Annotated in this window: 12 protein-coding genes and 1 pseudogene; 9 read left to right on the top strand and 4 right to left on the bottom strand. The window is 58.9% G+C overall.

The features are described from left to right. The first annotated feature begins 27 nt into the window (after positions 1-27). The 8 genes from CLM71_RS20070 (at position 28) to CLM71_RS20035 (ending at position 8,845) form a co-directional block, all read left to right on the top strand. Complete coding sequence (locus CLM71_RS20070; protein WP_158684843.1) at positions 28-2,481, top strand: fimbria/pilus outer membrane usher protein; 2,454 nt, start codon at positions 28-30, stop codon at positions 2,479-2,481. Then, positions 2,472-3,647 (top strand): hypothetical protein, encoded by a 1,176-nt coding sequence (locus tag CLM71_RS20065; protein ID WP_158684842.1) that lies wholly within the window; start codon positions 2,472-2,474, stop codon positions 3,645-3,647. The genes CLM71_RS20070 and CLM71_RS20065 overlap by 10 nt, the downstream gene beginning before the upstream one ends. A gap of 11 nt (positions 3,648-3,658) precedes the next feature. After that, a complete protein-coding gene (locus tag CLM71_RS20060; RefSeq protein ID WP_105232560.1) occupies positions 3,659-4,576 on the top strand; it encodes a hypothetical protein in 918 nt (305 codons plus the stop codon). A 182-nt stretch (positions 4,577-4,758) separates the two neighbouring features. Further along, positions 4,759-5,595 carry a hypothetical protein gene (locus CLM71_RS20055; RefSeq protein ID WP_105232559.1) on the top strand — a complete coding sequence of 279 codons (837 nt, stop codon included), beginning with the start codon at positions 4,759-4,761 and terminating at the stop codon, positions 5,593-5,595. 62 nt (positions 5,596-5,657) lie between these two features. Beyond that, positions 5,658-6,473 carry a hypothetical protein gene (locus CLM71_RS20050; protein ID WP_158684841.1) on the top strand — a complete coding sequence of 272 codons (816 nt, stop codon included), beginning with the start codon at positions 5,658-5,660 and terminating at the stop codon, positions 6,471-6,473. Between the two features lie 21 nt (positions 6,474-6,494). After that, a complete protein-coding gene (locus CLM71_RS20045; protein ID WP_158684840.1) occupies positions 6,495-7,355 on the top strand; it encodes a hypothetical protein in 861 nt (286 codons plus the stop codon). 14 nt (positions 7,356-7,369) lie between these two features. Then, positions 7,370-8,128, top strand: coding sequence for a hypothetical protein (locus CLM71_RS20040; protein WP_158684839.1), 759 nt, complete (start codon positions 7,370-7,372; stop codon positions 8,126-8,128). A 264-nt stretch (positions 8,129-8,392) separates the two neighbouring features. Further along, complete coding sequence (locus CLM71_RS20035) at positions 8,393-8,845, top strand: LuxR C-terminal-related transcriptional regulator (RefSeq protein WP_158684838.1); 453 nt, start codon at positions 8,393-8,395, stop codon at positions 8,843-8,845. 50 nt (positions 8,846-8,895) lie between these two features. Here CLM71_RS20035 and CLM71_RS20030 read toward each other — a convergent pair whose 3' ends face one another. Both CLM71_RS20030 and CLM71_RS20025 read right to left on the bottom strand, forming a co-directional pair. Then, positions 8,896-10,062: an MFS transporter gene (locus CLM71_RS20030; RefSeq protein ID WP_105232554.1), complete on the bottom strand. Its 1,167-nt coding sequence runs from the start codon at positions 10,060-10,062 to the stop codon at positions 8,896-8,898. 199 nt (positions 10,063-10,261) lie between these two features. Then, positions 10,262-11,010 (bottom strand): annotated as a pseudogene (locus CLM71_RS20025) (3-oxoacyl-ACP reductase family protein). A gap of 913 nt (positions 11,011-11,923) precedes the next feature. Between CLM71_RS20025 and CLM71_RS20020 the strand changes: the two are divergent. Then, the gene (locus CLM71_RS20020) at positions 11,924-12,520 is read left to right on the top strand and encodes a LuxR C-terminal-related transcriptional regulator (RefSeq protein ID WP_105232553.1); all 597 of its coding nucleotides are present in this window, start codon (positions 11,924-11,926) and stop codon (positions 12,518-12,520) included. A gap of 87 nt (positions 12,521-12,607) precedes the next feature. On the opposite strand, the gene CLM71_RS20015 is transcribed toward CLM71_RS20020, so the two are convergent. Both CLM71_RS20015 and proP read right to left on the bottom strand, forming a co-directional pair. Then, positions 12,608-13,246, bottom strand: a complete 639-nt coding sequence (locus CLM71_RS20015) for a CatB-related O-acetyltransferase (protein WP_105232552.1) — start codon at positions 13,244-13,246, stop codon at positions 12,608-12,610. A 254-nt stretch (positions 13,247-13,500) separates the two neighbouring features. Then, positions 13,501-14,979, bottom strand: a complete 1,479-nt coding sequence (gene proP, locus CLM71_RS20010) for a glycine betaine/L-proline transporter ProP (protein ID WP_172606250.1) — start codon at positions 14,977-14,979, stop codon at positions 13,501-13,503. Positions 14,980-15,297: the final 318 nt, after the last annotated feature.

Here is a 15,297-nt window from a genome sequence, read left to right as displayed (position 1 = left end):
AATGTTTCCGCACAGCAGGATGAACCGTTGAATTTTGATACCGGGTTTCTGAAGTTCTCTGATGGAGAATCCTCGTCTTCATTTAACCTGGACTATTTCTCCCGCTCGGGGGGGATGTTGCCCGGGCAGTATGAAGTCACCGTTTTTGTTAACGATAAAAAAGTTGATACCCGGATTGTTGATTTTATCTCCCGCACGCAAGAGGCTGGCCGCCTGCAGGCATCGATCCGCGCTGCGGATTTGAACGCCTGGGGCATTCAACCGCAGGCGGAGATTGTCTCTGCGCTGCAGGCGGTGCGCCCGCCGGAAATGAAAACGGCCGGAGAAAATAGGGCCTATACGCTGAGCGAGTGGGTGCCACAGTCTCAGGAGGCATTTGATTTTCAGAGTGGCGAGCTGCGCATTATCGTGCCTCAGGCGTATGTTGCGCCCCCGGGCTGGTTGCGCACGCCGCCGGCGCTGTGGGACCAGGGGATGCCCGCACTGCTGCTGAATTATGACTATTCGGGATCCTTGCAGAACAACGAAGACGGCCGCAACCAGAATGACTTTGTCAGTCTTAACGGGCTGCTGAACCTGTGGGGCTGGCGTTTGCGCCACGATATGAACTGGTCGCGCAGCTCGGGGGCCAAAGGGCGCTGGAACAGCCTGAACAGCTGGCTGCAGCACGACTATGGGTTCTGGCAGGGCGGGCAGTTTACCCTGGGGCAGACTTCGACCGACGGCAGCATTCTGGACAGCGTTCCCTTTCGCGGCGTGATGATGCAGTCGGATGACGGCATGCTGAACGCCGAGATGGGGGCGTTTGCGCCGGTGATTCGCGGTATTGCCAACGGCAATGCGCTGGTGTCGGTGCGGCAGAATGGTCAACTGCTGTACCAGAAAAACGTGCCGCCGGGGCCGTTCGAGCTGCGAGATTTTTCTCAGGCCTATGCGGGTGACGTGGATGTAGAGATTAAAGAGGCGGACGGCAGCATACGGCGTTTTACCCAGGCATCCGCCACGGTGCCGGTGCTGCAACGGAAGGGGCGGGTTCGCTACAGCCTGGCGCTGGGCGATTATCATCAGGGCAATGACGTCAGTAACGGCGTGTCACGCCGTTTTGCACTGGCGTCGTCCGCCTGGGGCATGGGGGTCAATACCACCTTGTATGGCGGCGCACTGCTTTCCCGTGATTATCAGTCCATGGTGCTGGGGATTGGGCAATATCTGACGCGGCTCGGGGCTTTTTCGGCGGACGTTACCCATGCCAGTACGCACCTGCCGAGGCGGGGACGCAGTCAGGGTCAGGCCTACCGTTTCGCCTGGGCCAGAGGGTTTGGCGCCACATCGCTGAACCTAATGGCGTACCGTTATGCCACCCGTGGTTATTACTCCTTTAACGATATACAGCAAATGCCGAAAAAGGCGCTGTCGCAGGAAGAGGGATACCGGCGCGGCCACCAGCGTTCACGTCTGCAGATATCGGCTTCTCACAGCCTGGGAAGCTACGGCTCGCTCTCCCTGTCGGGCAGCCGGGATGATTACTGGAATAAGTCCGGCTACGGGCAGAACTGGTCGGCGAGCTACGGCACCAGCCTGAAAGGCATTTCCGTATCGCTTTCCGGCGGATACAGCACCTCGCCGTATCTGTCGCGCGCCGATAAAAGCTTTTCGCTGAGCCTCTCCATGCCGCTGAACCGGCTGTTTGGCTCGGGTATGTCGTCGGTGAACTACTCCACCACGGCGCAGAACGCCCGTACCCAGCACCAGATGGGCGTCAGCGGGTCATTGTTACAGGATGACAGCCTGAGCTACTCCCTGGCTCAGGGCTGGGGGAATCAGGGGCAGGGGGCGTCCGGCAACCTCAACCTGGGGTATACCGCGTCTTACGGCATGATCAACGGCGGCTATGGCTGGCAGCGTAACAGCCGGCAGTGGAACTATGGCCTGAGCGGCGGCGTGGTGGTGCATCCGCACGGCGCCACGCTGTCCCAGCCGCTGTCGCTGGAAGGGGCCAGCGCGCTGGTCGAGATGCCGGGCGCATCCGGGGTGAAGGTGTCCCACGGCAATATCCGCACCGACTGGTTTGGCTACGCGGTGGTGCCCAACCTGATCCCTTATGAGCGCAACGAGATCACGGCGGATATTCAGGATCTGCACGATAACGTGGAGCTGAAGGAAACCAACAAGCTGCTGATTCCTGCCAAAGGATCGCTGGTTTCTGCCCGGTTTAATGCCGAAGTGGGCCGCCGCGTGCTGATTACGCTGCAGCGCAGCGGTAAACCGGTACCGTTTGGCGCCATGGTGTCGGTACAGCTGCCGGATGCGGTCAGAACGGGCATTGTGGCCGATCGCGGGCAGGTCTATCTGTCGGGGATGCCGGACAGCGGGACGCTGACGGCCACCTGGGGACGCTATGAGGATGAACGCTGTCAGGCCGAGTTCCGTCTGGCGAAGGATAACGGCACTTTTGCGGAGGCAACGGCACAATGTCGATGAATCAGGGTTACACATCGGAGCGCTATCCGCTTCGGACGGGCCTGCGGGCGCTGGCGGTCACATCCTTGCTGCTGTGTGGGCTGGTGCCGGAAGGCGCAGCCGCGCCGACGACCCGCCTGTATACGGTCGCGTTTGGTACCCAGGCGTTGACGGCGCCGCTGCGGGTGAGCGACAGCGTGCCGCTGGTATCGCGGATGGTGACACTGCCGGCGGTAAGTTGCCCTTCCTGCAGCGATGCGTCTGCAACCTATACCTACGACGAAGTGTGGGAGGTGGATCGCGGCGTGTTGGATACCGGCCTGTCGCAGGCGGTAAGCGGCGCCGGCGCCAGGCAGCGGTCCTGGGTGTTTCAGAGCCGTGCGATAGGGGAGTCCTCGGGCATTGCGGTGATGATTCGTCAGCAGGATCCCACTCAGGGACGCGACTGTGAAGTGGTGACCGGCGGCCCGGGCGAGTACCAGTGCCGCAGCATCGGCAAGAACGGCTCCGAGACGCCGGCGGTGCCGGTCGAGGTGGGCCTGATGGTGGTAAATGCTTCGGTAACGCCGGGCGGGTTGGCTACGCTGAACCGACCGTTTCTGACCCGGGTGGTGACGTTCCGGCAGGGGGACAGGGTGATGGCGGAGTACCGCGACGCGATTACCGTCAGCGCCAGCACTACCATGGCCTCTTGCAACGTCAGCGCTGGCGCGCTGGTGTTTAACCTGCCGGCCCGCAGCCTGATTGCCGGCGGGCCGGCCAGCGTCAGCAGCCGGATAACTACGGCGCCGCCGGCGGACAGCGTGGAACGAACCCTGAACCTCAGCTGCGTGGGGAACACCCGGCTGGACATCCGTTTCACGCCGCTGACCGGTACGTTGGACAGCGACCGCATCCTGCAGGCGCAGTCCGCGCAAGGCACGCCCGGGCGGATGGGGTTTCAGCTGTGGTACCGCTCCAGCGAGTGGCCCGGCGGCGACAGCGCCTGGCGTCTGGCGCAGTGGGATGGCGCCAGCGAGACATCGTTGCTGAGCGGTACGCCATTGCTGAGGCCACGGCCGGCGGATGCGCCGGATATCGCGCTGAAGTTCCGGGCCGGCTACGCCTGGCCGGCGGATACGGCCGTCAGCGCGGCAGACGCGGGGCCGGTGACGGCCAGAGGGTTGTATACCCTCAGTTACCAGTAAGGAGCCATGTGATGAAAGGGATAGCAGCGGCGGTACTGATGGGTTCTTTGCCGCTGGCGGCGGGGGCGGCGCTGGAGGCGGAAGTGCTGGGGGGCGTATCACAGCATGCCAACGGCATGGCATTTTACGGCCACCTGTACGTGCCCACCTGTGAGGTGAGCACCAGCCGCATTGAGGGCGGGCTGTTGGAGAACGGCGGCGGCCCTCTGGCGGGAAGCCATACGCTGCGATTTACCGAAATGTCCGGCGGGCGCTGGGCGCGCAAGTCGCCGGGTGAGGTGCTGCAGGACGGGCTGATTAACGTGGTGCTGAACAACTGTACGTTGTCGCAGCTGCGTCTGCAGCTGCAGGCGGGCGAGACGGACAGCGACCCGGCGCCGGGCGCGGAGACGGGCGTCGGCGGTGCGTTTATCGGGGCGATGACCTACCAGGGGATCCCGTCCGCCCAGCCGGAGGTCGACTGGGGCAACGACGATCCGCGCTGGGGGGATGAGCGGGACGTCAGCAGCAGCCGCTGGCTGTATTACACCGTGGGGGCCGGGGATGCGGTGGTGGGCGGTGCCGGCACGCCGCGGTGGCTGCGGCTGAAAAAAGAGAGCAGCGTTATGCAGTGCACCGCTGCGGAATACTGCCTGCTGAAGCTGGATAACTCGACCTACTTATTCAGCAATGAATGGGGGCAGGAGAAGGTGAACGGGAGCGGCGGCGAGTGGGATGGCGCCTGGAGCGATGCCACCTCGCTGATTAACGATATTCAGAACCTGGCGCCGGCGGGGCAAGGCTATTTACCTTCCAATCTGGTGAGTGCCACCTCGCTGACGCTGCCGCTGCATATCCGCCTGCACCATGGTTCCCGGGCGGAGGCGAAGACCGACGTGCCGCGCGGGGAGTATGCCGCCACGCTGACGCTGACCCTCAGCTTCGACTGAGCATAAACAGATAACCGTACTGTGCCGACGCCTGGCGCAGGGGGGACGCCTACGCCTGAATTGGCAGTAGGGAAGCGGCAACCGCATGTTTTTAAAACATTACCCCGCAGTTCGGCCGGGGGATGATAGTGAAGTAGCCGGGCAAAACCGTTTATTGACACACTCTAAAAGGAAATTAGTTAATGGAAAATATCATGATGAAAAAACTGGCGTTGAGCGTGGCCGTAGCAGCACTGATGGGCACCTCTGGCCTGGCGGTTGCCGACTCGACGCCAAATACCGGCGTTACTGCTGAATCCCAGATCGATCTGCTGGTGGTGCCAACGACCGTTACCTGTGAAATCGGCGTCGACAACGGCAGTGCACACGGTGATAACGACGGTACTGCTCTGGTGTGGAACGTCGGCCTGACCGAGAAAGGTGAATCGGCGGCCGGTGCCGGCGACAACCAGTCCAGCATCACCGATGCGCAGTCAAAGCTGAAGCGTCTGGTTTCCATCGGCTTTAAGAACCCGTCCGTGGGTGATGGCTCTGCCACCGTTGCAGATAAAGACTGTTCCCTGGCAGCAGACAGCATGACGATCTCCATGCGCGCCAACGCGCTGGACGCTACGGCACCTAACGCCGCCTATCCGGGCAAGGTGCAGAGCAGCGATGGCCAGAAGTGGTTTAACTACGGCATCGCCGTGAATGAAAACGCCTTTACCAACGTGGCGGAAACCGCTGCGGGCGGCGCCGGCAAAGTTGAGATCGACTTCCCGGCGAGCACCACCGTGCTGAACGGCGGTAAGGCGCTGACGCTGGACGGCGGTGCGGACTCCACCGTGACTATCCGTAAAGCATCCACCAACACCGATGCCTCGTTCCGTCTGGGCCAGTATCCGTTTGAAGTCTACCTGCAGAAAGACTACAGCGGCATCAGTGCGCCGACCGTGCACGCTTCCAGCGGCACCACCGGTGAAGATACCGGCCTGAATCAGTACCGCAGCCACTTTACCGTGACCGCATCTTACAACTGATCCCTGGCAGCTTAGTGAACGGAGAGGGGGAGAGCCCCTCTCCTTTTGCCGGTGGTGGAGGAATGATGAACAGAGCCGTAATCAAGCCGCTGTGCTGCCTGCTGGCAGCTGGGCTGGTCAGCAGCGCTCACGGCGCGCCGCCGCCGGGGATGACCCAGGTGCAGGGGGAAGTGGAGTTGATTGTGATGCCCCGCCCGGTGACCTGTGAGCTTGCGGTGGGCAATAACGGCGCGCATGGTGACAACGACGGCAGCGCGCTGGTGTGGACGGTGGGATTGAGTGAAAAGGCGGAAAGCCACCCCGGAGCCGGGGACAATCAGGCCAGCATTACGCGTGCGGCGGCGGCGTTAAAGCGCACGTTCAGGGTCGGGTTTCGTAATCCGGCCACCGGCGACGGCAGCATGATTGAAAACGGTTGCCGGCTGGCGGCAGAGAGCCTGGCGTTGTCGCTGCGGGCGGCGGTGCGTGAAGAGGCCGGCGGCGTCTGGCCAGGGAAAATACTCAGTACCGACGGCCGCACCTGGTTCAGCTACGGCGTGGCGGTGAATGAAGCCCAGTTTCGTCAGGTAGCGGAAACCGCCGCCGGCGGTCAGGAGAAGATTACGGTCGACTTCCCGAGCAGCAATCTGGGGACGATGAACGGCGCGACGGTGCTGCGGGTAGACGGTACCGTGGGTGACCAGGTGATTATCCGCCGGGCGCCGGAGAGCGCCGCCCCCTCCTTTACGCTGGGGGAGTACCCGTTTGAGGTCTACCTGCGGCGGGATTACCGGGGGCCGACGGCACCCAGCGTGCACCGGCTGACGGGCACCAGCGGGGATGACAGCGGGGTTAACCAGTACCGCAGCCACTTTGTGGTAACGGCGACCTATGGATAGTGAGCAATGGAGAGGGAAACGATGAGCAAACTGACGGGCCGCGCCCTGCTGGCCGCACTGATGATGGCCACCGGCGGCACGGTGCTGGTGAGTCCGGCTGGCGGCAGTGATGGCGGCACCACGCTGAACCTGAAGGCGCGTATCGTGGAGTCCACCTGCGCCTTTTCATTTGGCGGCGCCAACGGCGCCACGCTGGATTTTGGCGAATGGTCCTACGTCAGTATCGGCACGCCGGCGGCGCCTAAATATATGCTGACGCCGGTGCGTGGCAATGGGGAGGTATCCACCAATACCACATTTAACGTCAGCGTGACGGCGGACCCGAACTGCCCGAAAGAGGGAAAAATGGTGGTCATGGTTGGCGGGTTTGATGTTACACCGGGGACTGCGGGTTTTGCGGGGGCGAAAGTACGGGAAGGAGCCCCTTCGGCGGTGTTGACTGCGCCTCGTCTGAATGCAGATGGCAGTGAGGCCGCCACCCCCTATTATTTTCCTTATGATGTTGGCTTTTATATGTCACAGGATAGCGGGGACTGCACTATCGCATGGTATGAGATGTTCAGTCATGATGGCGCCTATTTGACACATGATGGGAAATATTTACATTGTACTGCAGAGCCTACAGGATGGGGGCGTGAGCAGAAAAAAAGTTCTAACGCACAGTCTGATGGAAGAGTCTTTGTAACGAGCGGAACCAGGCCAAATAGCTATATACGAGCAGATGGAGTTATGGGGGTAGGTACGCCTGATAAATCTGCAACCACCCAGCTCATGATGTTCTTTGCTGGCCCGATAGAGATCACCACCCTTTGGGGCGCTAACCCGCCGCCGCCGGGCACCATCTTTAGCGGCCAACTGACGTTAACCGCCACTTATTTATAGCCACGGAGCGACTGATGAATGGAATTCGAGTATGGCGATGGGCACTGTTGGGCGGGGTGCTGTGCAGCTTTCTGCCGCCGGCCGGCGCCGAGCAGGCCAGAGGTGTGGCGGCCAAGGCGAAAATACAGGCGCTGACCTGCGTGCTGACGCTGTCGGTGGACGGCGGCGAGCAGGCGTTGAACTGGCGCGCCGGCCTGACGGTGCGCCCGGACGGCAGCACCCGGGTGGTGGGCGGGCCGTCGGCGCTGCGTCGTCAGGTGGTGGTGGCGTTTCAGAACCCGGAGTGGCATCAGGTCGATCCGATGACGGGGGAGCCGGTGGACTGCTCATCGGCGCGCAATGGCGTTGGCATCAGCTTTGCCGCGCGGGATACGCCGCTAACGCTGAACCAGCCGCACAAAGACGCCCGGATGGGGCTGATACCCGCAGCGACGCCGGCGACACCCGGAGAGACGAGCGGTTACTTTGAGTATTACGTCACCTATGTGCCGTCGGTGATGCAGGCGGCGGCCGGCAGCGATCTGCTGCTGGAGCAGCCGCCGGACAGCGCGCAGTACCGTAATGAGCAGGTGATGCCGTTGCATGGCCTGGGAGATTCCGGTGAGATGCGGCTGATGTTCCGCCCCGGCGCGGCTCCCGCCCATAAGCTGGGGCGCTACCCGTTTAACGTCTGGCTGGAGGACAATTATACCGATCCGCAGACCGCTCCGCGGGCCGATATGGAGGATAACCGCTACCTGAGCAGCCTGACCGTGACGGCCACCTGGCTGTAACCCCTGCCGGCAAGATAAACCGGCAGGTTTACTGGGAACCATGAACCTGAATAACCAGAATGCGGGCCGACGGATGCACGGTGTATTGCACAGACTGCCAATGCTGATGGAAATTGCCGATGGATACGCTGTTAACAAATTCGTAGGTGAATAATAACCAGCCTCATCCCGTTATTTTCCCCTGAACGGTAACGATCGCCATTATATTTATGCCCTTAATGCGCTGCTGACAGGGTTATTTATTAAAGAGCCTGATCTGGAAGCGTGGATGCCAGAATATCTGGGCTATCAGCGAGGTCAGGGATATTTTTTGGCTGCATCCGAAAGTTGCAGGAGAATTCTGGCAGCGTGGTGATTGGCGACAAATGTTATTATCGCCTGCTGTGCGGTATTCCCGGTATTCGTTGGGTATGTTTTATTGATGCCTCGCTCGCAGTAGCTGAAATGGCGCGCTGTTTTAAGTCTATTCTGCGCCGCCGGCCTTGCTGTATGAGACTCGGCGAATATCGGCAGATCGGCGTTGAGGCATTTTCCGCCAGAACCAGAAAAATCATCGGGCTGTTGCTGCAAGGCTGTCCCCCGCATGATATCGCCCACGAGTGTGGCATTCAGGCAAAGACGGTCAGCCTGTATAAAAGAAGTGTGATGCAGCGACTTAACGTGCACAGCACGCAGGAGTTGGCGATAAAAAGCGCCCTGATGAAGGCGCAGTGGTAACCGGCAAGAAAAAGCAGAAGGGGCAACCCCTTCTGCTTTTTTTAACGCGCTTAGCCGTTGGAATACGCCACTGCGTCCCGCGTCCGGCGGTTCAGCAGCACCACGAACAGCGCCAGAGCGGCGATGATTGCGCCCGTCACCGGCACAAAAGCGTAGCCCAGCCCGCTGGAGACGACGGCGCCGCCGGCGGCCGCGCCCAAGGCGTTGCCGAGGTTAAATGCGCCGATATTGACCGACGAGGAGAGGCCGGGCGCTTCGCTGGCGACACGCATCACGCGCATCTGCAGCGGCGGCACTACGCCGAAGGTGGCGATGCCCCAGATAACCATGCCCAGCGCCGCGCCGATCTCGCTGCGCGCCAGCAGCGGCATCAGCAGCATGACGGTCAGCAACAGCAGCAGAAAACCTGTCAGCGTATTACTTTCCGAACGGTCGGCGAATTTGCCGCCGAGGTAGTTGCCGATCGAGAAGCCCACGCCGGTCAGCATCAGCATCAGGGTGACGAACGTCGGCGTAGCGGCGGTCAGCGTGTGCAGCACCGGCGCAATGTAGGTGTAGAGGGTAAACATCGCCCCGGCGCCCAGCACGGTGGTCAGCAGGGCGCTCAGCACCTGCGGGCGCATCAGCACCGACAGTTCACGCTTCACGTCAGGGCGTTCGCCCGCTTCTCCCTTCGGTAATGAGAACCACAGGCCCAGCATGGCGATCACCCCCAGCCCCGCGGAGGCAAGAAACGACATGCGCCAGCCGATGGTGGCGCCGAGCCAGGTGGCGGCCGGCACGCCGCCGATATTGGCGATGGTCAGCCCCATAAACATGGTGGCGACGGCGCTGGCGCGTTTTTCTTTGGCAACCACGCTGGCGGCGACCACCGAGCCGAGGCCGAAGAACGCGCCGTGGTTCATGCTGGTGATGATGCGCGACAGCAGCAGCGTGGTGTAATCCGGCGCAATGCTCGACAGCACGTTACCCAGGGTAAAAATCGCCATCAGGAACATCAGCGCGTTTCTGCGCGCCCGGTGAGATAGCAGCAGGGTCATCAGCGGCGCGCCGATCATCACGCCGATGGCGTAGGCGCTGATCAGCATCCCCGCTTTGGGAATCGAGACGTCCACGCCTTCGGCAATCACCGGCAGCAACCCCATCGGCGAGAATTCGGTGGTGCCGATGCCGAACGCGCCCACCGCCAGCGCCAGCAGGGGATAATTAATTTTCATGTAACAACTCCGTTAGCCGCTGCCAAAGCGCGGAAAGAGGGGAAAGGGGCGAAAGTATGACATCGGTCACAAAAAAGATAAGCCGGCGGCGGGCGAAAAGATTTTTGCTGATTTGCGCACAATAGAAGGAGAAAAGGGCATTTTCCGCAAGATGGACCGGCGGAGCACAGCGGCCCGGGCGAGCCGCTGTGTATGACCGTTACGCCGCGAAGCCGCCGTCGATGGTCAGGCTGGCGCCGGTGATATAGCCGGCTTCCGGGCCGGCCAGGTAGGCGACAAAGCTGGCGATCTCTTCATCCTTGCCGTAGCGGTTGATGGCCATCAACTGCTTCAGCTGTTCGGCGAACTCGCCGTCGTCCGGGTTCATATCCGTATCCACCGGGCCGGGCTGCACGTTATTGACGGTAATACCGCGTGGGCCGAGGTCGCGCGCCATACCTTTGGTCAGGCCGACCAGCGCGGATTTACTCATGGCATACGCCGCGCCGCCGCCAAACGGCATACGTTCGGCGTTGGTGCTGCCGATATGGATAATGCGGCCGCCGTCGTTCATATGGCGCGCCGCTTCCTGGCTGGCGATGAAGACGCTGCGCACGTTAACCGCCAGCGTGCGGTCCAGATCGTCCAGCGTCAGCTCTTCGATGCCGCCCATGGCAAACACCCCGGCGTTGTTCACCAGAATATCCAGCCGGCCAAAGTGCTGCACCGCCTGCTGCACCGCCTGGCGCAGCGCCTCGGCGTCGGCGCTGTCGGCCTTGATGGCCAGCGCCTTGCCGCCGGCGGCGGTAATGGTGTCCACCACGGCGTTGGCCTTATCGGCGGAGGAGACGTAGGTCAGCGCTACTGCCGCACCGTCGCGCGCCAGACGCAGCGCGATAGCGGCGCGATGCCGCGTGAACCGCCCTGAATAAAGGCGACCTTGTTTTGCAGAGGAAATGTTGCCGTCATGCTGTTTCTCCTTAAAGGGTTGAACGTACACACTGTGGGCCAGTATCGGAGATGAGGCCGGCGGGGACAGTTCAGAAAGAGCTATGCGGCGGGCAGTCGTGCGGAGCTGGTGGCTTAACGCTATGCGATCGAACGCTTTCGCCTGCCTCACACTATCATTTGGGGGCGTGATTCACTTATATATTGCGCGGTGTAATTGTTAAGATCATTCGCGGGTAATTATTTAGATAAATCCTATTTAATAGCGGAGGAACGCTATGGGAATGAGGTTTTTTTCACGCTGCCATTATCCATTTATAATTATTTCTTTGGCAAAAAGTGCTATATGTTTTCTTGTTTTATGAGACGGTTATGTTTTTTGTGAACGATATGATTTACCAGTAATTTTTTATCAATTAATATGTTTTTCCATATGATTATTTCGATATGTCTTATGGAATTATCTCATTGTTGATAGGCTTGAACGATCGTGTGGCGAATAATTGATTTGTATTTCCATTGGTTTTATCAATCGTTTTTAATTTATCGATCGTTAAAGTTGATCGTTATTTTTTTGCACAGTATTATTTCCAGAAGGATCTGAAAGGAATAAATCCACACAGTCGTTTAACTTCAGGGTGTCGTGGTTAAGCTAAGGGAAATCAATAATGATACTTATATTTTAGCCTCTCTTCTCTATCCGCAGTCCGGGTGCTGATGACAGCGAACGTTGATTTTTATTTTCTTTTATGCTGAATCTCACGCTGCTGCGGTAACGCCAATCACCTCTGGGAATAATGTTGCCTGGTTGTTATTACGTGATAAAATAAAGTCGCGAGTGCATCAGTCGGCAGGATTAAATTAACAAAGCCAGCGCGCAGTTTTACTGGTGAGCGATGTTTGCCGATATCGCTAGTGGTTATGGTAATAGTCAATGGATATTTGTTTAACGGAAGAAACGGGCGCAATTTATCAGGCCCCTCATGCAACTTTTCCTCTCCACGGTAATGATAACTATTATATTTATAGCCTTGGCCTGTTGCTGGAAGGGGTACTGAAGGAAGAGGCCGGCGCGGCGCGGGCGCTGCCTGATATCTGGGTGATGACCGGATTTCAGGATGTTTTATCCTATATCAAGCGGATGAAGAAAAATGCAGAGAATATCGTGATTGGCGATGAGCGGCATTATCGCCTACTGTCCGGTATCCCCAGCATTGGAGAAATGGTTTTTATCCATGTCTCACTGCCCGTTGAAGAAATCAAAGAGCGCTTCAGGTTTGTCATCCGCCGCAAGGCGGACAGAAATATGCGGTGCGAATATCGCCACCATGATACGCAGGCATTTTCCGCCGGGGCGAGAAAGACGATTAAACTGCTGCTGAAAGGGCTGCCGACATGGCGTGTAGCGCAGGAGTGCTGTATTGAGAACCGTGCCGTCAGCGTGTATAAACGCAACGTAATGCGACGTCTGAATGTGAATAATACCCAGGAACTGGTGATCAAGTGCCGGCTGATGGAGTTCCAGTGGTAGAGCGCGTGCGGCGTAAGACCTACCGTGATGATAGCAATGCAGGCCCGGAGGCCTGCATTTTTTTATCGGACGCTGATACCCGCAGGGTTAATCAACGGCGGCGGTGAGGTTAGCCACCGCCAGCTCTAACGCGGCGATATCATCGCTCGCCAGCCAGGGCTGGATGTTGACGATCTTTTCTTCCGGGAGATCGTAAATACGCAGCGCCAGCAGGCGCGCGATGGTCTCGGCAGAAAAACGCCGCTTGATCGGCCGGGCCGGGTTGCCGCCCACCACGGTGTAAGGCGCAACGTCGCCGGTTACCACGCTGCCGGCGGCGACGATCGCCCCTTCGCCAATGGTGACGCCGGGCATCAGCATGGCGCGCATGCCAATCCAGCAGCCGTCGCCGAGCTGCGTATCGCCTCTGGACTGGTAAGACGCCTGGATGCTCGCCATAAACGGGTAGAGGCTCAGCCAGTCGGTGCGGTGGGTGTGGTTGCCCCCCATCAGAATCACCGCTTCTGCGGCAATACAGACAAAGTTGCCAATCAGCAGGCGGTCTATCTTGCCCAGCGGTTCCCATTGCTGGCTGTAGGCGTCGCCGTGCAGATAGCGCACCACATCGCGCTCAAAGCCGTTGTCCCAGCAGTCGCTGTAATAACTGTGGCTGCCTTTGACGATAATATTCGGGTTGGTCACCGTCTGGTGTAAAAGTTCGGTCTTTGACCAGTGTTTCTCTAACATGGGACTTCTCGATTAATACATTGAAAAGGCCACGGAACGTGTTGTCTGTGGCAGTGTTTCCGTTCACCAACACTGCCGGATCAAGCGATAAGCGCTCGTTTTAATCGCGGATTAATAACCATCTCTTCCTCCAAAACGGCGGGCATTGTAGCAGTAACCACACGATTTACCATGATAATCCGCCGGGTTGAAATAAAAAGGCCGCCGATGTTCATCGGCGGCCTTTTTTAGCCTCGGAAGCGGTCAGCCGCCGTTCAGGACGCGCTGGCTTCAGACTGGCGCTGCGCCTTGCGCCGCAGCCGCAGTTTTTTCACCAGATTATGGGCTTCCTTACTGCTGGCCACCGTCGGCGGGGAACCGCGCAGCGGCTTTTTGGCCGTTTCGCGCAGCGTCAGCACGGTAATAATGCCGATAACTCCGGCGCCCATCATATAGTAGGCCGGCATCATGATGTTGCCGGTGGTATCTACCAGCCAGGCGGTGATGAGCGGCGTGGTGCCGCCGAACAGCGAAACCGACAGGTTAAAGCCGATGGCCAGCGCGCTGTAGCGTACGTCGGTGACGAACAGCGCGGGCAGCGTGGCCGGCATGGTGCCGCTGAAGCAAGAGTGCAGCACGCCCAGGATGACCAGGCCGCCAAACACCGCCACCAGATTGCCGGAAGCCAGCAGCATAAAGGCCGGGATAGAGAGCAGAATCAGCCCGGCGGCGCCCAGCGCGATAACCGGACGACGGCCGATGCGATCGGTGGTGTAACCCCAGAACAGCGTCAGCGGCATCATGACGAACATGATCACCATCACCAGCAGCAGGCTGCTAAGCTGCCCCAGCCCCAGAATGCCGCTGAGGTAGCTTGGCATATAGGAGGTCAGCATATAGTTGGACACGTTAAACAGCAGCACCAGCCCCACGCACTTCAGGATCGAAGAACGGTACTTCTTCAGCATCTGCAGCAGGCTGAGGCGCGGCTTGCTGTGCTCCAGCGCCTCCTGCTGCGCCATATGCTGCTGAAAGGCCGGCGTCTCTTCCAGTTTCAGACGGAAGTAAAAGCCGATTAACCCCATAGGCGCGGCGATAAAGAACGGTATGCGCCAGCCCCAGTCCAGCATCACCTGTTCAGAGAGCGTGGAGGTAAGGATGGTCACCAGGCTGGCGCCGAGCAGATAGCCGCCGATGGTGCCGAACTCCAGGAAACTGCCCATAAAGCCGCGGCGTTTATCCGTCGAGTATTCGGCGATAAAGGTGGCGGCGCCGGAGTATTCACCGCCGGTGGAGAAGCCCTGCAGCAGGCGAGCCAACAGCAGCAGCACAGGGGCCAGAATGCCGATGGAGGCGTAGCTGGGGATAAGGCCGATGCAGCAGGTGCCGATAGCCATCATGATCATGGTGATGGCCAGGACTTTTTGCCGGCCAATCCGGTCGCCCATCCTGCCAAACACAATGCCGCCGATCGGGCGGATCAGGAAGGCGGCGGCGAAGGTGCCGAAGGAGGCGATCAACTGTGCCGCCGTACTGGCGTTGGGGAAAAATACTTTACCGATGACTAACGCCAGGTAGCTGTAAACGCCAAAATCAAACCATTCCATGGCATTGCCCAGCGCGGCTGCGCCGACGGCTCGTTTGAGCATATCACTATCAACAATAGTAATATCGTCAACGGTCAATTCCGGCGACTTATTGTTGAGAGGGAGGTGCTCATTCGGTGGTGTGGTTGAAGATATTCGGGAGGTCATATTTTCCTCAAAAGGGTTGCATGATATTTATCGTATTTGTTGTCCTGATGTAAAATAAGAACATAAAACTAACGTAACAACGTCAGGTTGGGGATTATTCGGGGGCGCTACTCTAATATACCCGTGCGGATAATTGCAAGTTTCGCCGGATATTCATTTTTACCAGGTGATAATTTCCGTTGTTATTACAGAATGTGTCACGGGGTTTCATATTATCACCATTTGTTGTGATAATGTGTAAATTAGTCATCGCCAATATCCATGCCTGTTTTCAGGTTTTTTATTGTATTTTTTATTGGCGTGTTTAATGTGGCATAA

The organism is Serratia sp. MYb239 (assembly GCF_002966855.1).
Lineage (GTDB): Bacteria > Pseudomonadota > Gammaproteobacteria > Enterobacterales > Enterobacteriaceae > Serratia_B > Serratia_B rhizosphaerae.
This window is presented reverse-complemented; position numbering and strand designations above follow the sequence as displayed.